This window comes from Shinella sp. R2-11, assembly GCF_055330205.1.
Genome location: NZ_JBVAPC010000001.1, coordinates 84,525 through 103,355, shown reverse-complemented (window position 1 = coordinate 103,355; position 18,831 = coordinate 84,525). Strand labels below are relative to the sequence as shown.

At 67.1% G+C, this 18,831-nt stretch carries 20 protein-coding genes; 2 read left to right on the top strand and 18 right to left on the bottom strand.

Going from position 1 to position 18,831, the window contains the following annotated elements:
- Nucleotides 1-145 precede the first annotated feature (145 nt).
- Nucleotides 146-2,236 carry a methyl-accepting chemotaxis protein McpU gene (mcpU, locus tag ACZ1A1_RS00520; RefSeq protein ID WP_463618306.1) on the top strand — a complete coding sequence of 697 codons (2,091 nt, stop codon included), beginning with the start codon at nucleotides 146-148 and terminating at the stop codon, nucleotides 2,234-2,236.
- 48 nt (nucleotides 2,237-2,284) lie between these two features.
- On the opposite strand, the gene ACZ1A1_RS00515 is transcribed toward mcpU, so the two are convergent.
- The 15 genes from ACZ1A1_RS00515 to ACZ1A1_RS00445 form a co-directional block, all read right to left on the bottom strand.
- On the bottom strand, nucleotides 2,285-3,541 hold the full coding sequence (locus ACZ1A1_RS00515) for a class I SAM-dependent RNA methyltransferase (RefSeq protein WP_463618305.1): 1,257 nt from the start codon (nucleotides 3,539-3,541) through the stop codon (nucleotides 2,285-2,287).
- Nucleotides 3,538-4,290, bottom strand: coding sequence for a TlyA family RNA methyltransferase (locus ACZ1A1_RS00510; RefSeq protein WP_463618304.1), 753 nt, complete (start codon nucleotides 4,288-4,290; stop codon nucleotides 3,538-3,540). The genes ACZ1A1_RS00515 and ACZ1A1_RS00510 overlap by 4 nt, the downstream gene beginning before the upstream one ends.
- 380 nt (nucleotides 4,291-4,670) lie before the next feature.
- The gene (dxs, locus tag ACZ1A1_RS00505; RefSeq protein ID WP_463618303.1) at nucleotides 4,671-6,599 is read right to left on the bottom strand and encodes a 1-deoxy-D-xylulose-5-phosphate synthase; all 1,929 of its coding nucleotides are present in this window, start codon (nucleotides 6,597-6,599) and stop codon (nucleotides 4,671-4,673) included.
- Between the two features lie 243 nt (nucleotides 6,600-6,842).
- A complete protein-coding gene (locus ACZ1A1_RS00500) occupies nucleotides 6,843-7,235 on the bottom strand; it encodes a DUF1801 domain-containing protein (RefSeq protein WP_463618302.1) in 393 nt (130 codons plus the stop codon).
- An 18-nt stretch (nucleotides 7,236-7,253) separates the two neighbouring features.
- Nucleotides 7,254-7,676, bottom strand: coding sequence for a DUF1801 domain-containing protein (locus ACZ1A1_RS00495; RefSeq protein WP_463618301.1), 423 nt, complete (start codon nucleotides 7,674-7,676; stop codon nucleotides 7,254-7,256).
- A complete protein-coding gene (locus ACZ1A1_RS00490; protein WP_463618300.1) occupies nucleotides 7,673-7,885 on the bottom strand; it encodes a hypothetical protein in 213 nt (70 codons plus the stop codon). The genes ACZ1A1_RS00495 and ACZ1A1_RS00490 overlap by 4 nt, the downstream gene beginning before the upstream one ends.
- A 13-nt stretch (nucleotides 7,886-7,898) precedes the next feature.
- Nucleotides 7,899-8,318 (bottom strand): SRPBCC family protein, encoded by a 420-nt coding sequence (locus tag ACZ1A1_RS00485; protein ID WP_463618299.1) that lies wholly within the window; start codon nucleotides 8,316-8,318, stop codon nucleotides 7,899-7,901.
- Complete coding sequence (locus tag ACZ1A1_RS00480) at nucleotides 8,315-8,638, bottom strand: ArsR/SmtB family transcription factor (protein ID WP_463618298.1); 324 nt, start codon at nucleotides 8,636-8,638, stop codon at nucleotides 8,315-8,317. Before ACZ1A1_RS00480 ends, ACZ1A1_RS00485 begins: the two co-directional genes overlap by 4 nt.
- 205 nt (nucleotides 8,639-8,843) lie before the next feature.
- Nucleotides 8,844-9,767: a pirin family protein gene (locus ACZ1A1_RS00475; RefSeq protein WP_463618297.1), complete on the bottom strand. Its 924-nt coding sequence runs from the start codon at nucleotides 9,765-9,767 to the stop codon at nucleotides 8,844-8,846.
- Nucleotides 9,768-9,864: 97 nt separating this feature from the next.
- On the bottom strand, nucleotides 9,865-10,113 hold the full coding sequence (locus ACZ1A1_RS00470) for an exodeoxyribonuclease VII small subunit (RefSeq protein ID WP_415214136.1): 249 nt from the start codon (nucleotides 10,111-10,113) through the stop codon (nucleotides 9,865-9,867).
- A 3-nt stretch (nucleotides 10,114-10,116) separates the two neighbouring features.
- Nucleotides 10,117-11,043, bottom strand: a complete 927-nt coding sequence (locus ACZ1A1_RS00465; RefSeq protein WP_463618296.1) for a histone deacetylase family protein — start codon at nucleotides 11,041-11,043, stop codon at nucleotides 10,117-10,119.
- 70 nt (nucleotides 11,044-11,113) lie between these two features.
- Complete coding sequence (locus ACZ1A1_RS00460) at nucleotides 11,114-12,064, bottom strand: zinc-dependent alcohol dehydrogenase family protein (protein ID WP_463618295.1); 951 nt, start codon at nucleotides 12,062-12,064, stop codon at nucleotides 11,114-11,116.
- 4 nt (nucleotides 12,065-12,068) lie between these two features.
- Nucleotides 12,069-12,632 carry a biotin transporter BioY gene (locus ACZ1A1_RS00455; protein ID WP_463618294.1) on the bottom strand — a complete coding sequence of 188 codons (564 nt, stop codon included), beginning with the start codon at nucleotides 12,630-12,632 and terminating at the stop codon, nucleotides 12,069-12,071.
- A gap of 48 nt (nucleotides 12,633-12,680) precedes the next feature.
- Nucleotides 12,681-13,286, bottom strand: a complete 606-nt coding sequence (locus ACZ1A1_RS00450) for an energy-coupling factor transporter transmembrane component T family protein (RefSeq protein ID WP_463618293.1) — start codon at nucleotides 13,284-13,286, stop codon at nucleotides 12,681-12,683.
- Nucleotides 13,280-13,960 (bottom strand): energy-coupling factor ABC transporter ATP-binding protein, encoded by a 681-nt coding sequence (locus tag ACZ1A1_RS00445; protein WP_463618292.1) that lies wholly within the window; start codon nucleotides 13,958-13,960, stop codon nucleotides 13,280-13,282. The genes ACZ1A1_RS00450 and ACZ1A1_RS00445 overlap by 7 nt, the downstream gene beginning before the upstream one ends.
- Nucleotides 13,961-14,233: 273 nt before the next feature.
- Here ACZ1A1_RS00445 and ACZ1A1_RS00440 point away from each other — a divergent pair, with 273 nt between their 5' ends.
- The gene (locus ACZ1A1_RS00440; protein ID WP_463618291.1) at nucleotides 14,234-15,427 is read left to right on the top strand and encodes a winged helix-turn-helix domain-containing protein; all 1,194 of its coding nucleotides are present in this window, start codon (nucleotides 14,234-14,236) and stop codon (nucleotides 15,425-15,427) included.
- A 143-nt stretch (nucleotides 15,428-15,570) separates the two neighbouring features.
- Here the strand turns inward: ACZ1A1_RS00440 and ACZ1A1_RS00435 are convergent, their stop codons facing one another.
- The 3 genes from ACZ1A1_RS00435 to aroC all read right to left on the bottom strand — a co-directional run bounded on the left by ACZ1A1_RS00435 (nucleotide 15,571) and on the right by aroC (nucleotide 18,812).
- Nucleotides 15,571-16,530 (bottom strand): hypothetical protein, encoded by a 960-nt coding sequence (locus ACZ1A1_RS00435; protein WP_463618290.1) that lies wholly within the window; start codon nucleotides 16,528-16,530, stop codon nucleotides 15,571-15,573.
- A 74-nt stretch (nucleotides 16,531-16,604) separates the two neighbouring features.
- Nucleotides 16,605-17,705 (bottom strand): 3,4-dihydroxy-2-butanone-4-phosphate synthase, encoded by a 1,101-nt coding sequence (gene ribB, locus ACZ1A1_RS00430; protein WP_313192247.1) that lies wholly within the window; start codon nucleotides 17,703-17,705, stop codon nucleotides 16,605-16,607.
- A 9-nt stretch (nucleotides 17,706-17,714) separates the two neighbouring features.
- Nucleotides 17,715-18,812 carry a chorismate synthase gene (gene aroC / locus ACZ1A1_RS00425; RefSeq protein WP_463618289.1) on the bottom strand — a complete coding sequence of 366 codons (1,098 nt, stop codon included), beginning with the start codon at nucleotides 18,810-18,812 and terminating at the stop codon, nucleotides 17,715-17,717.
- Between the last annotated feature and the right edge of the window lie 19 nt (nucleotides 18,813-18,831).

Below are 18,831 nucleotides of genomic sequence, written 5' to 3'. Positions count from 1 at the left end.
GGACCTTAAACACGTTTTCCTATGGTGCGGCATTCTCCCGGCGATCCAGCCGGCTGCCGCATGATGCGGTCGACCTTGCCTCCGGCATGCCGTTCAGCATCGCGCCGGCGCCCTTGCGCCGGTGATCGGAAGGAATATTGCCACCGTGTCCAGACGCTCCAATCTCATGACGCGCATCCTCGTCGTCGCGTCCCTCGTCGTCGTTGCCGCCTTCACCGGCTTTTCGCTCTATATCGACAGCCTGCAGCGCTCCGTGCTGACGAAATCCGTCGAGGAGAGCATAGACAGTTCCGGCAAGCAGGCTGCCCAGAGCATCGCCAACTGGCTGAACGGCCGCGTGGCGCTGACCGAAATGGCCGCCAATGCCGCCGCCAGATCCGCCGACCGGGCCGGCACCGAAGCCGTGCTGGACAACGAGGTTCTTATCAGCCAGTTCATCTCCACCTATGTCGGCGACGAGGCGGGCGTCTTCACGCAATGGCCGAAGTCGGACATGCCGGAAGGTTACGACCCGCGCCAGCGCCCCTGGTACCAGGACGCCGTCAAGGCGAATGGCGGCGTGCTGACCGAGCCCTATGTCGATGCCTCGACCAGCGACCTCGTCATCACCGCGGCGGTCCCCGTCAAGCGCGACGGCAAGCTCGTCGGCGTCGCCGGCAGCGACTTCTCGCTGAAGTCCCTCGTCGACATGGTCAATTCGGTCGATCTCGGCGGCGCGGGCTTTGCCTTCCTCGTCAGCAGGGACGGCCAGATCCTCGTTCACAAGAACCAGGCGCTCGTCACCAGGACGCTCGCCGATGCTTTCCCCGAAGCGACGCCCGCCATCGGCGGCGGCATCGCGCACACGACCTATGACGGCAAGCCGGTGCTCGTCTCCTTCGTGCCGGTCACGGGCCTGCCGTCGGTGGAATGGTATCTCGGCTTCACCATCGACAGCGGCATGGCCTTCTCGGCCATCGACCAGTTCCGCATCGCCGCGACGATCGCCACCGTGCTCGCCGTCATCGTCATGATGGGCTTCCTCGCCACCGTGCTGTCGCGCCTCGTCGTGCGCCCGGTCAAGGACATGACCGTCGCCATGGACAGGCTTGCCGCCGGTGATGTCGGCACCGAAATCCCCGGCGAGGAGCGCCGCGACGAGATCGGCCGCATGGCCGCCGCCGTCGCCGTCTTCCGCGACAACGCCATCGAGCGCACGCGTCTGGAAAACGCCGCCGAGGAGGGCCGCGTGCTCTCGGAAAGCGAGCGCCGCGAGCGCGAGGCGATGAAGGCCCATGAAGCCGCCGAGATCCAGCACGCCGTAGAGGCGCTGGCCGACGGCCTCGGCCGCCTTGCCGAGGGTGATCTCGCCCACCGCATCGAGGAGCCTTTCGCCGGCCACCTCGACCGCCTGCGCACGGACTTCAACCACTCGCTGACCAAGCTGCACACGGCGATGACGACCGTCGGCCAGAACGCCCGCGCCATCGATGCCGGCGCCACGGAAATCCGCTCGGCCGCCGACGATCTCGCCCGCCGCACCGAGCAGCAGGCGGCCTCCGTCGAGGAAACCGCCGCCGCGCTGGAGGAGATCACCACGACCGTCAAGGATTCCACCCGCCGGGCGGAAGAAGTGGGCTCGCTCGTCTCGCGCACCCGCACCGGCGCCGAAAAGTCCGGCGAAGTGGTCCGCCGCGCGGTCAACGCCATGCAGGGCATCGAAAAGTCCTCGCATGAGATCTCCAACATCATCGGCGTGATCGACGACATCGCCTTCCAGACCAACCTCCTCGCGCTGAATGCCGGCGTCGAGGCGGCGCGGGCCGGGGAAGCCGGCAAGGGTTTTGCGGTCGTCGCGCAGGAAGTGCGCGAGCTCGCGCAGCGCTCGGCCAATGCCGCCAAGGAGATCAAGGCGCTGATCACCACCTCCGGCGAGCAGGTCCGCTCCGGCGTGGCGCTGGTCGACGAGACGGGTGCGGCGCTGGAAGCCATCGTGCGCGAGGTGCAGGAGATCAATGGCCACGTGAACGCCATCGTCACCGCCGCCCGCGAGCAGTCGACCGGCCTCCAGGAAATCAACACCGCCGTCAACACGATGGACCAGGGAACGCAGCAGAACGCCGCCATGGTGGAGGAACAGACCGCCGCCAGCCACGGCCTGGCCGCCGAAGCCGCAGCCCTCAACACGCTGCTGGCGCAGTTCAGGCTAGGCGCGGTAGCCGCCTCCCACGCTGCCCCGGCGCGCCGCGCGGCGTGATCCGTAAGTTCGTAAAAAAGAAAGGCCCGGAGTGATCCGGGCCTTTTGCTATGCGGCCTTTTCCAGCACCGCCACGGCCTCCACATGCGCCGACCAGAGGAACTGGTCGATGGGCGTGACGAGGCGGATGCGGTAGCCGGCGGCGGTGAGGATGGAAAGGTCGCGGGCGAGGCTCACCGGGTTGCAGGAGACCGCGACGATGGTCTTGACGCCGGAGCGGGCGAGTTCCTTGCACTGGTCCTCCGCGCCGGCGCGCGGCGGGTCGAAGACGACGGCGTCATAGACCTTCAGTTCGGAGGTCATCAGCGGGCGGCGGAAGAGGTCGCGCCGCTCCACTGTCACAGGCTTGAGCCCTTGCGTGTTGCGCGCGGCATGGTCCAGCGCCTTGATCGCCTTCTCGTCGCCTTCCACCGCATGGACCTTCGCCTTGCGCGCGATACGCAGTGCGAAGGTGCCGGAGCCGGCGAAGAGGTCGGCGACGCGCCTGGCCTTGCCGAGCGCCTCCAGCACCAGTTCGGCCATGGCCTCTTCCGCCGGCTTCGTCGCCTGCGTGAAGCCGCCGGCCGGCGGGAAGACGCGCACGCCGGCAAAGTCGATTTCCGGCTTCACCGGCTCGATGAGGATCTCGCCGTCGTTGGAAACGCGGGCGATGCCGCGCAGCGCGAGGGTGCATTCGGTGACGGCCCGGCGCTCCCTGTCGCCAACCTTCTTCACGCCCTCGAAGGCGAGGTCTAGGCCGGTCGTGGTTTCCAGCACCGTCAGGCGGAAGGGCTCGCTCGACGTCGCGATGGCCGCGGCCACCTGGCGGATGTCCTCCAGCCGGGAGACGATGCCGTCGCTGGCGATGGGACAGTGCTCGATGGAGACGATGTGGTGGCTGCCGGCCTGGTTGAAGCCGAGCAGCATGTCCTTTTCCGTCTTGCGTGCGGTGAAGGCGACGCGGCGGCGCTCGCCCGGCCGGGCGATGACCAGCGGGGCGACATCCGGCGTCAGCCCCTTGGCTTTCAGGGCGTTGACGACGAGGCCGCGCTTGAAGTCGTGGTAGAGGGCGTCGCTCGCATGCTGCAGTGTGCAGCCGCCGCAGGTGCCGTTCCTGCCATCGGGGCCGAAATGCACGCAGGGCGGCTCCACCCGCTCGGGCGAGACGACCGACATGGACATGACGGTGCCGTGGTTCTTCACCCGCGCCACGGCGACCGTCTCGCCCGGCAGCGTGAAGGGCACGTAGACCGGGCCGCCCGGCGCGTCGGCGATGCCGTCGCCGCCGCTGCCGAGCCGCGCGATGGTGAGGGTTTCCGTCGTCATGGCTTTCGCCCTCCAAGAAGAAATTCGTGATTGCCGTCGCCACCGGTGATGGGCGAGGGCACGAGGCCGAGGCTCTGCCAGCCCATCTCCTCGACGAGCCAGCGCTCCAGCTCCGCTGCCACGGCAGGGGCGCTTTCCGGGTCTTTCAGGAGCCCCGCCTTGCTGATCGCCTCGCGGCCCGCCTCGAATTGCGGCTTGACGAGAAGGGCGCAGAAGGCGCCGGGTACGGCCAGGGTCAGGGCCGGCGGCAGGGCGAGCTTCAGCGAGATGAAGGAGACGTCGGAGACGACCGCGCCGATGGCGCGCCCGCCGAGATCGGCCCGGCTCATTGCCCGCGCATTCAGTCCTTCGAGATTGGTCACGCGTGGATCGGCGCGAAGGCGGGGATGCATCTGGTCATGGCCGACATCGACGGCGACGACATGCGTCGCGCCGCGCTCCAGCAGGACTTGCGTGAAACCGCCGGTGGAGGCGCCGATATCGAGACAGTCGAGGCCTTTGGGGTCGAGCCCGAAACGGTCGAGCGCCGCCGTCAGCTTCAGCGCCGCGCGCGAGACATAGGCCTGCGCCGGATCGTCGATGGTAATGATGGCCGAGGCCGGAAAGCTCGCGCTCGGCTTGGTGACGACACGGCCGTTCACCGTGACGGTGCCGCGCGTGATCGCATCGCGCGCCCGCGAGCGGCTGGCGACGAGGCCGGCATTCAGCAGGAGCTGGTCGAGGCGGATGGTTTCGCTGGTGTGGGACATGCGCCTCTCATGACGCTTCGGGGGCAAAGAGGCAAGCCCCGGTGGTGCTCCTTGCCTTTTCTCCGAGGGGGAGGAGGTGGCCCGGAGGGTCGGATGGGAGGAGATGGATTGAAAGCTGGGTTGGGTCAGAGAAGCCCCTCATCCCCCTGCCGGGACCTTCTCCCCGCAGGCGGGGAGAAGGGGGAGGATGCGCGGCTTTCCTCAAAAAACAGCTTGTTTGCGGGAAAACATATGCCCCAAGTCCCTTCGCCCCGCTTGCGGGGAGAAGGTGCCGGCAGGCGGATGAGGGGCGGCCGCAGGCAGGAAGCAAAGATTTTCGCTCGGAATACCCCTTTTTTCCGAGGGAAGACGGCGGATAAAGAGCAAGCCCTGCAGGCCGTTCAGCCCGCCGCGCCCACATCCGCGACGGCCTTCTGGCCGAGCGCCTGGAAGACGGTGGAGACGATGCCGGCGCGGTCGAGGCCGGCCTTGGCGTACATGGCTTCGGGCTTGGCCTGTTCCATCCATGCGTCCGGCAGCACCATGGGACGCACCTTGAGGCCTTGGTCGAGCAGGCCTTCCAGCGCGAGGAATTGCAGGACGTGGCTGGCGAAGCCGCCGACGGCGCCTTCCTCGATGGTGATGAGGACCTCGTGGTTGCGGGCGAGCTGGCGGATGAGATCGTGGTCGAGCGGCTTGGCGAAGCGCGCGTCGGCGACCGTGGTGGAGAGGCCGGCGGCGTCGAGGTCTTCGGCGGCAAGCAGACAGTCGGCAAGGCGGGTGCCGAAGGAGAGGAGGGCGACCTTCGTGCCTTCCTTGACCACGCGGCCCTTGCCGATCTCCAGGATTTCGCCGCGGGCCGGTAGGTCGACGCCGACGCCCTCGCCGCGCGGGTAGCGGAAGGAGATGGGGCCGGCATCATAAGCGGCGGCGGTGCGCACCATATGCTTCAGTTCCGCCTCGTCGGCGGCGGCCATCACCACGAAGCCGGGCAGTGTCGCAAGATAGGTCGTGTCGAAGGAGCCGGCATGGGTCGGCCCGTCGGCACCGACGAAGCCGGCGCGGTCGATGGGGAAGCGCACCGGCAGGCCCTGGATGGCGACGTCGTGCACCACCTGGTCGTAGCCGCGTTGCAGGAAGGTGGAATAGAGCGCGCAGAACGGCTTGTAGCCCTCGGCGGCGAGGCCGGCGGCGAAGGTCACGGCATGCTGCTCGGCGATGCCGACATCGAAGGTGCGGGCCGGATAGATGCTGGCCAGCTTGTCGAGGCCGGTGCCGGCGGGCATGGCGGCGGTGACGCCGACGATCTTCTCGTCGAAGCCGGCCTCCTGCACCAGCGCATCGGCGAAGACGGACGTATAGGCGGGCGCGTTCGGCTTGGCCTTCGCCTGCGCGCCGGTGATGACGTCGAACTTGTTGACGCCGTGATACTTGTCGGCGGCGGCCTCGGCCGGGGGATAGCCCTTGCCCTTCTGCGTGACGACGTGGATCAGCACCGGGCCCCTGGAATTGTCGCGCACATTGCGCAGCACGGGCAGCAGATGCTCGAAGGAATGGCCGTCGATCGGGCCGATATGATAGAAGCCCATCTCCTCGAAGAGCGTTCCGCCGGTGACATAGCCGCGCGCATGCTCGACGGCGCGGGTGATGGCGCGGTCGACCTTCTTGCCGAGATAGGCGGTCAGCTTCTTGCCGAGGTCGCGGAAGCCCATATAGGTGCGGCCGGAGGCGAGGCGCGCGAGATAGGCGCTCATCGCGCCGGTCGGCGGGGCGATGGACATGTCGTTGTCGTTGAGGATGACGATGAGGCGCGCATCGAGCGCGCCGGCATTGTTCAGCGCCTCATAGGCCATGCCGGCCGACATCGCGCCGTCGCCGATGACGGCGATGACGTTGCGGTGCTCGCCCGAAAGGTCGGCGGCGACCGCCATGCCGAGGCCGGCGGAGATCGATGTCGAGGAATGGGCGGCGCCGAAGGGGTCGTATTCGCTCTCGGCCCGGCGGGTGAAGCCGGAAAGGCCGTCTTCCTGGCGGAGCGTGCGGATGCGGTCGCGCCGGCCGGTGAGGATCTTGTGCGGATAGCACTGGTGGCCGACATCGAAGATCAGCCGGTCCTTCGGCGTATCGAAGACCTTGTGGATGGCGATGGTCAGCTCCACCACGCCGAGGCCCGCCCCGAGATGCCCGCCGGTGCGCGAGACGGCGTCGACCATTTCCGCGCGCAGTTCCGCCGCCAGTTGCGGCAGGTCGCGGTCGTCGACGGCCTTCAGGTCCGCCGGGATGCGGACCTTGTCGAGCAGGGGCGTGGCTGGCGTTTGTGTCACTCTCATGCCTCGTTGTCGGGCCCGAAGGCGATGGCTCCTCGCGGAGGCGCGCCCGGGCATTCGGTACATGTACCGCGCTAACCTGTCACATGCAGAATGCGGCGCGCGATTTCAACCGTTTCGGCAAGTCTAGAGCGTATTTCGCCGGATTGATACCTCGCAAACCGACGCATGCACCGAGTCTTGTTGGGCAAATGGGGCATTTTGCGGACGCCCGGCCTTGCCGGGCGGGCGGGGGAAAGGTGTCCTCTAGTTTTTCTTCTTCGCCCGCGAGGTTTGGTTGAGCGCGACCGCCGCGCGGATCAGCGCCTTCAACGCCTCTTCCTCGATGGTCTCGCCCTCGCGAAAGTCGATGGCGCGGCGCGTGTTGCCTTCGAGGCTGGAATTGAAGAGCCCGGCCGGGTCCTCCAGCGACGCGCCCCTGGCGAAGGTCATCTTCACCACGGCCTTGTAGGTCTCGCCGGTGCACAGGATGCCGTCATGCTCCCAGACGGGAACGCCCCGCCATTTCCATTCCTCGACGACCTCGGGATCGGCCTGCCTGATCAGGGCGCGCAGGCGCGCCAGCATCTCGCCGCGCCAGTCGGCAAGTTCGGCGATGCGTCCGTCGATCAGCTCGGAGGGAGATTGTCTGTCGGTCATGGTCCTGCCTTTCGCCGCTTACATGCGCTCGCCGGGAAGGCGGCTTGCCTGCCGGATCCAGCCGGCCAGCAGGTCTTCATCCAGCGCCTCGCCTTCGTGGATGTGGAGATAGCGCGTTTCCGCCGTACTGGAAGCGACCGGGGGCACGGGATCGAGCGAGGTGCCGCGGAAGAAGGAGAGCTTTATGTATTTCGCGAAGCAATGGTAGCTGAGGAACCAGCCGTCCCCCTCGATGCCGTAGAGGGGTGAATTCCACTTCACCGCCTTGTGGACATCGGGCACGATCTCTTCGATCAGCGCGTCCAGCCGCCGGCCGACATCGCTCTTCCAGCCCGGCATCGCCGCGATATAGGCCTTGACCGGGCCATCGCCGTAGCCTTTCGCGATCTGCGGGTTGCCGCCCGAAAGCAGGACGGGCTTGTCGCTGTTCTTTCCGGTCATGACGCCTCCGGGCCGCGCCGCCTCGTATAGGGTAGGACGAAGAGATAGAGCCCGCTCGCCAGCAGCAGGATAAGGGGCAAGAGGGCGAGGAGGCCGACCCAGACGGGAGGCTGCCCCCGTGTCATCGCCGCGATATTGACGAGCACGGCAAGCGTGAAGGCAATCGACAGCCAGCGGTGGATCTGCCGGATCTTCGTGGTCCAGTTCATGGCCCGCTCCTTCCTAGTCCAGTCCCGCCAGGACGTTTTCGAGGTTCGTGAAATGCTGTTCCCAGCCATGGCGCGCGCCGCCGAAGGCCTGCTTCTGCTCCGGCCGGAAACCGGTCTGCTCCATGCGCAGCAGCGTGCCGGCGCCCGTCGGCGTCAGGGTGAAGCTCACCACGCTCCTCAGGTCGAAAGCCGGGTCGGCGTGCGCGTGATTCCAGGTGTAGGTCAGGGTTTTTCCGGGCTCGACCGTCAGGACATCGCATTCGACGCTGCCCCAGTCGCCGCTCAGCGTGAACCTGTGGCCGACGACCGGCGTGAAATCGTTGCGCATCAGCCATTCGGCGATGAGATGCGGCTGCGTCAGCGCTCGCCAGAGCTTTTCCGGCGGATGGGCGATCTCGCGCTCAACGACGACGGTGCGTGTCTCCGTGTTCATTGGTCCATTCTCCTGAGCAGATTTTCGAGGTCGTCGAAGCGCGCCTCCCAGAACCGGGCCATCTGGCCGGTCCAGTCGACCAGCGGCGCGAGCGCGCCGAGCTGCGCGCTGTAATGGGTCTGCCTGCCTTCGTGGCGGTCGCGCACGAGGCCGGCCTGCTTGAGGAGGCTCAGATGCTTGGAGACGACCGGCTGCGAAACGCCCGCCTGCGCCGTCAGCGCCCCCACGGTCTTCTCGCCCTCGCGGCACAGCCGCTCGAAAAGCGCCCGCCGCGTCGGGTCGGCCAATGTGCGGAAGAGGATGTCATGCGGCTCGGTCAAAATCCATACCTCTGTGGCTATGGATTTTTATATAGCTGAATGGCTATGGATTCGTCAATGGCCTTCTTCGCAAGATGCGCTCCCTCTCCACCGTCATCCTCGGGTCGAGTCCGAGCATGACGGAGCGGTTGGGGGAATGTCTTCTTCCAAAGGCTGCAAGCCATGTGCTCGATGCTCAGTATATATATGCTTTCATAGCTATTCATCACCCCGCCGGCAGCGGCACGAACTCTTCCTCGTCGCCGGGCACGATGTCGAAGCGGCCGGTGCGCCACTCTTCCTTGGCCTGCTCGATCCGCTCCTTGGACGAGGAGACGAAGTTCCACCAGATATACCGCTTCGAGCCGAGCGCCGCGCCGCCGAAGAGCATGATGTGACAGCCCTCCGGTCCCGCCTTGAGGGTGATGGGATCGCCCGGGCGGAAGACGAGCAGCCGGTCCGCCTCGAAGACGTCGCCGGCGACATCCAGTGTGCCGGAAAGCACATAGACCGCGCGCTCCTCCCAGTCCGCCGCCAGCGGCGCGGTAGCGCCGGGGGCGAGCATCAGGTCGGTATAAAGCGTATCGGTCGGCACGCTGACCGGCGAGGCATGGCCCTCATATGTGCCGATGATCGTGCGCCCGGTGATGCCGTCGACGGAGAAGGCGGGAAGCTCGGATTCCGTCGTGTGGGAGAAGACGGGCGCCGATTCTTCAAGATGGTCGGGCAGGGCGAGCCAGGTCTGGAGGCCGGAGATGGATTGCGGCCTGCCGCGCAGGTTCTCCGGCGAGCGCTCGGAATGCACGATGCCGCGCCCGGCCGTCATCAGGTTCACGTCACCGGGGGCGATCACCATTTCGGTGCCGAGGCTGTCGCGGTGCTTGATCTCGCCATCGAAGAGATAGGTGACGGTGGAAAGCCCGATATGCGGATGCGGCTTGACGTCGATCGCTTCGCCTGCCCTCAGCAGCGCCGGCCCCATGCGGTCGAAGAAGATGAAGGGCCCGACCAGCCGGCGCTTGGCCGTCGGCAGCGCCCGCCGCACCTCCAGTCCGCCGATATCGCTGGTGCGCGGAATGATCAGGTTTTCCAGCGCATCGCACGCCGCCGCATCTCCCGCCTCGGGATCCTTGCCCGGAAAGAAGCTCATCACGCCCTCCTGTATCTGGTTGATGCCCGCATGCTAGCGGGCGGGGAGAGGCGTGGATAGGGCAGTGGCTGTTGACGGTGTGGTCACCGAACGGAACTTACGCCCCGTCGAGCGGCTCGGTACCCTGCGGCTTGCCGGCGCGGTCGAGGCGGATCTTCTCGATGCGGTTCTCGGCGGCCGAAAGCAGGGTCTCGCAGTGCTTCTTCAGCGCTTCGCCGCGTTCGTAGATCTCGATGGAACGGTCGAGCGGCACGTCGCCGCGTTCGAGGGCAGCGACGATCTTTTCCAGTTCTTCCACCGCCTGTTCGAAGGAGAGGGCGGAAACGTCGGGCGCGGTCGTGGTCATGGGTCAGCCTCTCATCAGGCGGTAGATATGGGTGGCGGCGGATTCGGCGAGGCCTTGCAGGTCGTAGCCGCCTTCCAGCAGGCTGACCACCCGGTTGTTCGCCGATTTTTCGGAAAGGTCCATCAGCTTGCCCGTCGCCCAGTCGAAATCGTCGGCGATGAGGTTGATCTGGGCGAGCGGGTCGCGGTGATGCGCATCGAAGCCGGCGGAGATGATGATGATGTCGGGCCGGAAATCGGCGACGCGCGGCAGGACGCGCGTCTTGAAGGCCTCGCGGAAATGGTCGCTGCCGTCATTGGCCGAAAGCGGCGCGTTGACGATGTTGCCCGCGCCCGTCTCGTCCTTTGCGCCGGTGCCGGGGTAGAGCGGCATCTGGTGCGTCGAGCAGAACAGCACGGAGGGATCGTCGAAGAAGATGTCCTGCGTGCCGTTGCCGTGATGCACGTCCCAGTCGACGATGGCGACGCGCTCGGCGCCATGGGCCTGCTGCGCATGGCGGGCGGCGATGGCGGCATTGTTGAAGAAGCAGAAGCCCATCGCCTTCTCGCGCTCGGCGTGATGGCCGGGCGGGCGGGCGGCGACGAAGGCATTGTCGGCCTTGCCGGAAAAGACGGCATCGACCGCCGCGATGGCGCCGCCGATGCCGGTCAGCGCCGCCTGAAGGCTGGCGGGGCTCGCATAGGTATCGGCCTCGACCTGGTTGATACCTTCTTCCGGAATTTCCGACATCACGGCCCGCAGGTGGCTTTCCGGATGGGCGAGCAGGACGAAATCCTCGTTGGCCTGCGGGGCCTTCTCACGCACCAGCGGGGAGAAGCGCTCGTGCTCCAGCGCAAGGTTCAGCGCCCGGATGCGGTCGGAGCGCTCCGGATGGCCCTCGGGCGCGGTGTGCTCAAGGAAGATCGGGTTCTCGAAGAGAAACGTCGTCATGGCCGGAAGCTACCCATTGCGGTTGGCGAGGTCCACGGGAAATGGGCCGGTGTCCACGCCTTTTCAACCATCAGGGCATAAGGAGTACCTTGCCGGCGCGGGCCGGATCGTCCTGTCGGGCGAGGGCGGCCGGAAGGTCCGGCAGCGAAAAGACGCTGTCGACCGCCGAGCCGAGAATGCCGGCGCGGATGCCGGAGAAGCTCCCGGCGAAGGCGGCCTCGATGGCGGCGCGCGGGATGGAATGCACCCAGTTGCGCAGCCAGAGGAAGGAGAAGGCGACCTCTTCACGCCGGGCCGTCACCAGGGCCGGATCGAGCTGCGCACCGGAAAGCGCGCCATACTGGATGAAGGCGCCGCCGGCGCGGATCTGCTGGAACAGCGCATCGCCCGCCGCGCCCCCGACCGCATCGAGCACGCCGTCGAGCGGCGGTGCGGGTCGAACGGCGATCTCGCCGCCGAAGGTTTCGCCGAGTCGCGCTGCCGTCGCGGCGCTGCGCACCAGCGCGACGGGCTGGAAGCCCGCCTCGCCCAGCAGAGAAAGCAGCATCCGGCCTATGGCGGAGGCCGCGGCGGTGACGCCGATCCGTTGGCCGTTCGTCGTGCCGAAATGCGCCTTGATCGCGTCGATCAGCCGGAAGGCCGTCAGCGGGTTCACATAGGCCATGGCGGCCTGATCCTCGGAAAGATCGTCCGGGACCGCAAAGCACCAGTCCGCCGGGCGGACGAGGTATTCCTGCCAGAGCCCGCTCGCGCCGATCGGCAGCACGCGCCGGCCGGCCGCAAGCCCCGTCACGCCCTCGCCGAGGCGGGTGACTTCGCCCACGCCCTCGAAGCCGGGCACGAAGGGCAAGGTGGTGCGGCTGCGATAGGCCCCGGTGACGGGGATGAGGTCGGAAGGGTTGATGGCGGCGCGGCGGATACGGATTTCCACCGCGCCGGGGCCTGGTGCCGTGCGTTCCACTTCTTCGAGGCCGATCACCTTTCGGGGATCGCCGAAGGCATGGACGACGGCACGCAGCATGGGCTCAGGCGCGCTGCGGCAGCAGCGGGTAGCCGGCGAGCACGGCGCGGCCGGCAAGGGCTGCGATGCCCACCTTGATCAGGTCGCCCGGCAGGAAGGCCGCGGAGGCAACGACGGCCGGCAGGAAGGCATTGCCGGTCGCGTAGCTCAGCCAGACGAGGCCGAAGAGATAGACGACGACGACACCGCCGACGAAGGCGGCCACGACGAAGGCGGCGATCTGGGCGATCTCGTTCTGCCCCTCGCGTACGAGGCGCTGGGCGATCAGACCGCAGACGAGGGCGCCGAAGGCCCAGCCGACGATATAGCCGCCCGTCGGGCCGGCGAGCACGGCAAAGCCGCCGCGTCCGCCGGACAGGACCGGCAGGCCGATGGCGACGAGCAGCAGGAAGAGCAGCATGGAGAGGAAGCCGCGCCGCGCGCCGAGTATGCAGCCGGCGAGCATCGGGCCGAGCGACTGCGCGGTGATCGGCACCGGAATGAAGCCGAGCGTGATCGGCGGCAGAAGGCCGAGAACGACCATGATGGCGGCAAAAAGGGCGACAAGCACGAGATCTCTGGTGGTCACTTCATGTCCTCGTTCGAAAAGGCTAGTGGTTCGAAAGGCCGGGGCACTTTAGTGACGCCGAAAGCCGCGGGCGTCAATCGCCATGGCGATCGTATCCGCATCCTTCAGCGTCAGGATGATCAGCGGCACAAGCGCGGTGAGCGGGCGCAGCGGCAGGCCGCGCGCCCTGTGCGCATCCGCGATGTCATGGTAGCGCGCCAGAATCTCCGGCACGAAGCGGATGACGAGGCCGACCGCAAGGCTTACATCCGCCGCCCGCACGAGGCCGAGGCGTTCCAGCGGCGCGGCAAGCCGGGCGATCTCGTCCATGAAGGCCGAAATGCCGGTCGCCGCGGTAATGGCGGCGGCAAGCAGCACGAGGATGGAAAGCCGGCAGAAGACGACGACCGCCTCGTGCGGCGATACGAAGACATAGTTCGCGGCCGCCACGAGCAGCACCGTGAAGAGCACGAAGCGCGTGCGGCGGAACGCTTCCGCAATGTTTATACCTGTCGAAAGGAAGAGCGCGGCCGCAAGGCCGAGCGCCGGCACGAGAAGGCGAAGGTCCGAAAGGAAGAACAGCCCGATCGCCGCCGTGAAGAGCACGATCAGCTTGCCGCGCACCGGCATGCGGTGGAGCGGCGAGTTGCCCTCGATGTCGAGCCCGTTCAGCATGCCGCGATCTCCCGGTAGGCGCAGATCGCCTCGTTCGGCGGCGCATCGGCGGCAAGCCGGCCCTCGTTGAAGACGAGCACGCGGTCGAAGCCCTCGAGCAGCGCGAGGTCGTGGGTGATGACGAGGACTTGTTCGGGAAGGCCGGCGATGGTGCGCTCGATCAACGCGCGGTTCTTCAGGTCGAGCTGGTTGGTCGGCTCGTCGAGGATGAGCAGGTCCGGCCCGGTGACGAGCACGCTGGCGATGGCGCCGAGCTGCGTCTCTCCGCCGGAAAGCTCGTGCACGCGCCGCCGCGCGAGGTGCGATATGCCGAAGCGGGCGAGAACGGCATCCGTCCTCTCGGCGATCTCGGCCTTGGCGAGGCCGCGGTTCTTGAGGCCGAAGGCGATGTCCTCGGCAAGGACCGGCAGGATCATCTGGTGCTGCGGATTCTGGAAGATGAAGCCGGTCCGCCCGCGCGCGGCCGCCTCGTCCTTCACGGTGTCGAGCCCCCCGACCGTCACCGTGCCTTCGGTCGGCTTGACGAGGCCGTTGATGAGCCGGGCCATGGTGGTCTTGCCGGAGCCGTTGAGGCCGACCACGCCGATGCGCCGCTCCGTGAGCGAAAGGTCGAGCGGATGGAGGGCGATGCGCCCGCCGTAGCGCACCGTGGCGGCGGAAAAGACGATGTCCAAGAGCGGGGTCCCGGTTCGCGGAAATTGGTGGGGAGCTATAGCATGGTGCGGCGCAAAGGGAACCCGGGCGGTGGTCGTTGGGGAGACCCCTCCCCAACCCCTCCCCACAAGGGGAGGGGCTTACCGCGCCGCTCCGTTGGCATTCATTATCGAACGGTGAGCAAGGCTTTCTCCCCCCTTGTGGGGGAGATGCCGGCAGGCAGAGGGGGTGGACTGGATGCGACGCTTCGAAAGAAGTGGAACAAACCAAGAATATATGCCTATCATCCAGCCATGACGATTCTTCTCCCCAATGCCGAAGCCCGGCGCATCTTCCTCGCCCGCCAGGGCCTTTGCGCTTCTCCCGGCCGCCTGCTCGGCAAGGAGGGGCTGCTCCAGCTCATCCACGATATCGGCTTCGTGCAGGTGGACAGCATCGCCACCGTCGAGCGGGCGCATCACCAGATCCTCTTCTCGCGCAACCAGACCTACCGGCGCGAGCATCTGGCCGAGCTTCTGGAAAAGGACGGCGAGCTTTTCGAGAACTGGACGCATGATGCCTCGATCATCCCGAGCGCCTTCTTCCGCTACTGGAAGCACCGCTTCCGCCGTGAGGACGCCACCATCATCGAACGCTGGCGCAAATGGCGCGAGCCGGGCTTCGAGGAGGCCTTCGACGAGACCTATGCGCGCATCGTCTCGGGCGGCGCGGTGCTTTCGCGCGATCTGAAGGCCGACGATCACAAGTCCGGCGGCTGGTGGAACTGGCACCCGAACAAGACGGCGCTGGAATATCTCTGGCGCACCGGCAAGGTCGCCATCGCCCGGCGGGAGAATTTCCAGAAGGTCTACGATCTCGTCGAGCGCGTCGTCCCGACGCATCATCACGAGCCGGACGTGGAGCACGACGCCTTCGTCGACTGGGCCTGCCGCAGCGCGCTGGAACGGCTCGGCTTTGCCACCCACGGTGAGATCGCCGCCTTCTGGGACCTCATCTCGCCGGACGAGGCGAAGGCCTGGGTGGAGGCCCACCGCGACGAGCTCCGCCCCGTCCTGATCGAGCCGGCCGACGGCGGCAAGCCGCGCGCCTCCCATGCCTTCGCCGATTTTCCCGAACGTCTCGGCGACATCCCCGAGCCGCCGAACCGGCTGCGCGTGCTTTCGCCCTTCGATCCGCTGATCCGCGACCGCAACCGGACGGAACGGCTCTTCGGCTATTTCTACCGCATCGAGGTCTTCGTGCCGGAGCCGAAGCGGCAATACGGCTACTACGTCTTCCCGCTGCTGGAAGGCGACCGCCTCGTCGGCCGCATCGACATGAAGGCCGACCGCAGGGCCGGCACGCTGGATGTCAAGCGCCTCTGGTGGGAGCCGAAGGTGCGCGCCTCGGCGGGGCGGATGGAGAGGCTGGAGGCGGAGCTGGGGCGGCTGGCGAAGTTCTCCGGCGTGGAGGAGGTGCGGTATCTCGATGGGTGGCGAGGCGGGTAACTCGGCCCCTCATCCCGCTGCCGCGACCTTCTCCCCGCAAGCGGGGAGAAGGGGTATGCCGGACCGGCGGGGGGTGAGGCAGCGCCACAACGCCCTTCTCCCCGCTTGCGGGGAGAAGGTGCCGGCAGGCGGATGAGAGGCAACTATGCCGCTACTGGCCGCCCGCCGAACGCCCCCCGCGCATTCTCCGCAAGCGCCCGAAACTTCTCCGAAGCCCCCACCAGCTTGGCGTCCCATTCCGGGTCCGGCGCCTGTCCGCGGATCGTGTCGAAATAGACGGCCATCAGCGCGGTGATGGCGAAGGGCTCCAGCACGGCGGCCTTGAAGGCCCAGGCGAAGACGATGGCGACGACGAAGCTGAGGCCGGCGATCTCGCCGGGGAAGGCGTAGAGGATCGCCGCGGCCGGCGCGAGCGCCAGCACGAAGACGAGGATGGAGAGCATCCACAGGAAGACGGAGAGCCAGACGGCATTCTTCACCATCTTCAGCCCGTTCTGCGCATAGAGCACGAGGCCGTGGCGCGAACTTTCCCAGGCGTTGTCGCTGTTCGTGCGGATGTTGTAGCCGAGGATGATCTCGTCGACATAGGTCAGCGACAGGCGGATGACGGTGTTGGCGAAGCGCGCGATGCCGTCGAGGCCGGGGATCGGCAGGAAGGCGGCGATGCCGCCGATGAGGCCGGTGATCGCCGCGATCACGCCCTTTATGAGCTGGTCGAGCGCGAAGAGCACGTTCGCCTCGCCGAAGCGGGCGGTGACGATCTCGCGGCCATAGGCGACCTGTCCCCTGCCGTCCGGCAGCGCCTCGCCATCGATCAGCTTGACGATGACGGCGATATGGGCGGCCTTGACCATGTAGAGCAGCCATTCGCGCGCCCAGTAGACGGCAACGCCCACGAAGCCCATGCCGAAGATGCCGCCCCATATGGCGAAGGATTCCGGGCTGTCGCTGAGCGAGCCCACCCCGTAGCCGATGCCCGCGCCGGTGCCGGACGCCAGGATGAAGGCCAGCGTGATGACGAAATAGATCACCATGCGCATGAGGATGAACGGCATCGTCCGCGCGAGGATGCCGATGGTCTTGCCGATGCTGAAATCCCACATGCCGTCCGCCCCCAAGGAAAATCCCGCAACCGCGAGACGTTTCACGGATGCGGGATATTCGGCGGGGCTGAAATTCAGCAGAGGTCTGTGGCGCTGATCTTGATGCCGAAGCCCTCGAGGCCGACATAGTGGCGCTCGCGCGAGGCCATCAGGCGGATCGAGGTGATGCCGAGATCCTTCAGGATCTGCGCGCCGAGGCCGATTTCCAGCCATTCGCTCTCGCGTGCCTGCGCCTCGTCATGGCCCTCGCGGTCATGCATGCCCTTGCGCGCCGTGGACGACTGGCCGACGCCGACCGAGCCTTCGCGCAGATACACGACGACGCCGCGGCCCTGTTCCGCGATGCGCTTCATGATGCCGTCGATCTGGCGATCCGCGCCGAAGACGTCGCCGCCGACATTTTCGAGATGCAGGCGCACCGGAATGTCGACGCCGTCGCGGATGTCGCCGAAGACGACGGCGAGGTGCTGCATCGGGTCCCAGGGCAGCGTGTAGGTTACGGCCCTGGCCCTGCCGTAGGGCGTCTCGATATCGAAGCTGCCGACCTGCTCGATCAGCGTTTCCTTGCGCTGGCGATAGGCGATGAGGTCGGCGACGGAGACCTGCTTGAGGCCGTTCTTTTCCGCGAAGGCCGCGACCTGCGGGCCGCGCATGACGGTGCCGTCGTCGTTGACGAGCTCGCTGATCACGCCGATGGGCGGCAGGCTGGCGAGCTTGCAGAGGTCGACGGCCGCTTCCGTATGGCCGGAGCGCATCAAGACGCCGCCCTCGCGGGCGACAAGCGGGAAGATGTGGCCGGGGCGCACGAAGTCGCTCGGGCCGATATTCGGATTGGCGAGGTTGCGCACGGTCAGCGTGCGGTCGTCGGCGGAAATGCCGGTCGTCGTGCCGTGCTTGAAGTCGACGGAGACGGTGAAGGCGGTGGTGTGGGCCGAATCGTTCTCCGCCACCATGGCGTTGAGGTTGAGGCGCTTGGCCTCCTCGCGCGGCATGGGCGTGCAGACGATGCCGGAGGTGTGGCGCACGATGAAGGCCATCTTTTCCGGGGTGCAATGCACGGCGGCGACGATCAGGTCGCCCTCGTTCTCGCGGCCGTCGTCATCCATGACGACGACGATCTCGCCGGCCTCGAAGGCGCGGATGGCGTCGACGACACGCTTCTGGTCGTAGCTCATGGCAGGCTCCTATTTCAGACGGCCGGTCTGGCCGCGGTCGCGCAGGTAATGGTCGGCAATGGCGCAGGCGACCATCGCCTCGCCGATCGGCACGGCGCGGATACCGACGCAGGGATCGTGCCGCCCCTTGGTGCGCACGTCGACATTGTTGCCGTCGGCATCGATGGAGCGGCGCTCGGTGAGGATCGAGGAGGTCGGCTTGATGGCGAAGCGCGCGACGACCGGCTGGCCGGTCGAGATGCCGCCGAGGATGCCGCCGGCATGGTTCGACAGGAAGATCGGGTTGCCGTCGTTGCCCATGCGCATCTCGTCGGCGTTCTCCTCGCCGGTGAGTTCGGCGGAGGAAAAGCCCTCGCCGATCTCCACGCCCTTGACGGCATTGATCGACATGAGCAGCGAGGCGATGTCCTGGTCGAGCTTGCCGTAGATCGGCGCGCCGATGCCGGCCGGAACGCCCTCGGCAACGACTTCCACGACCGCGCCGACGGAGGAGCCGGCCTTGCGGATGCTGTCGAGATACTCTTCCCAGACAGGCACGATGGCGGGGTCGGAGGCGAAGAACGGGTTGTTATTGACCTCGTTCCAGTCCCAGTTGTTGCGGTCGATCCTGTGCTTGCCGATCTGCACCAGCGCGGCGCGCACTGTCAGGCCCGGCACGACCTTGCGGGCAAGGCCGCCGGCGGCGACGCGCGCTGCGGTCTCGCGGGCGGAGGAGCGTCCACCACCGCGATAGTCGCGGATGCCGTATTTGACGTCATAGGTGTAGTCGGCATGGCCCGGGCGGTAGCGGCGGGCGATCTCGCCATAGTCCTTGGAGCGCTGGTCGGTGTTCTCGATCAGCATGGAGACCGGCGTGCCGGTGGTGATCATCGTCTCGCCGTCCTCGTCCAGCATCACGCCGGAGAGCACTTTCACGAGGTCGTCCTCGCGGCGCTGCGTCACGAAGCGCGACTGGCCGGGCTTTCGCTTGTCGAGCCAGGCCTGGATTTCGGCGAGCGTGAAGCGGATGCCGGGCGGGCAGCCGTCCACCACGCAGCCGAGCGCCGGCCCATGGCTTTCGCCCCAGGTGGTGACGCGGAAAAGGTGACCGAAAGTGTTGTGCGACATGAGCGGAACCGGACCTGAA

What these genes read in the sequence shown, in the direction of transcription:
- ACZ1A1_RS00490 (WP_463618300.1), bottom strand. Translation starts at nt 7,885, where the DNA reads ATGAACTGGACCACGAAGATCCGGCAGATCCACCGCTGGCTGTCGATT.
- ACZ1A1_RS00485 (WP_463618299.1), bottom strand. Translation starts at nt 8,318, where the DNA reads ATGAACACGGAGACACGCACCGTCGTCGTTGAGCGCGAGATCGCCCAT.
- ACZ1A1_RS00460 (WP_463618295.1), bottom strand. Translation starts at nt 12,064, where the DNA reads ATGCTGCGTGCCGTCGTCCATGCCTTCGGCGATCCCCGAAAGGTGATC.
- ACZ1A1_RS00510 (WP_463618304.1), bottom strand. Translation starts at nt 4,290, where the DNA reads ATGTCCCACACCAGCGAAACCATCCGCCTCGACCAGCTCCTGCTGAAT.
- ACZ1A1_RS00500 (WP_463618302.1), bottom strand. Translation starts at nt 7,235, where the DNA reads ATGACCGACAGACAATCTCCCTCCGAGCTGATCGACGGACGCATCGCC.
- ACZ1A1_RS00435 (WP_463618290.1), bottom strand. Translation starts at nt 16,530, where the DNA reads ATGTGGGATTTCAGCATCGGCAAGACCATCGGCATCCTCGCGCGGACG.
- dxs (WP_463618303.1), bottom strand. Translation starts at nt 6,599, where the DNA reads ATGAGAGTGACACAAACGCCAGCCACGCCCCTGCTCGACAAGGTCCGC.
- ribB (WP_313192247.1), bottom strand. Translation starts at nt 17,705, where the DNA reads ATGAGCTACGACCAGAAGCGTGTCGTCGACGCCATCCGCGCCTTCGAG.
- ACZ1A1_RS00495 (WP_463618301.1), bottom strand. Translation starts at nt 7,676, where the DNA reads ATGACCGGAAAGAACAGCGACAAGCCCGTCCTGCTTTCGGGCGGCAAC.
- ACZ1A1_RS00465 (WP_463618296.1), bottom strand. Translation starts at nt 11,043, where the DNA reads ATGACGACGTTTCTCTTCGAGAACCCGATCTTCCTTGAGCACACCGCG.
- ACZ1A1_RS00440 (WP_463618291.1), top strand. Translation starts at nt 14,234, where the DNA reads ATGACGATTCTTCTCCCCAATGCCGAAGCCCGGCGCATCTTCCTCGCC.
- ACZ1A1_RS00515 (WP_463618305.1), bottom strand. Translation starts at nt 3,541, where the DNA reads ATGACGACGGAAACCCTCACCATCGCGCGGCTCGGCAGCGGCGGCGAC.
- ACZ1A1_RS00470 (WP_415214136.1), bottom strand. Translation starts at nt 10,113, where the DNA reads ATGACCACGACCGCGCCCGACGTTTCCGCCCTCTCCTTCGAACAGGCG.
- ACZ1A1_RS00475 (WP_463618297.1), bottom strand. Translation starts at nt 9,767, where the DNA reads ATGAGCTTCTTTCCGGGCAAGGATCCCGAGGCGGGAGATGCGGCGGCG.
- ACZ1A1_RS00450 (WP_463618293.1), bottom strand. Translation starts at nt 13,286, where the DNA reads ATGCTGAACGGGCTCGACATCGAGGGCAACTCGCCGCTCCACCGCATG.
- aroC (WP_463618289.1), bottom strand. Translation starts at nt 18,812, where the DNA reads ATGTCGCACAACACTTTCGGTCACCTTTTCCGCGTCACCACCTGGGGC.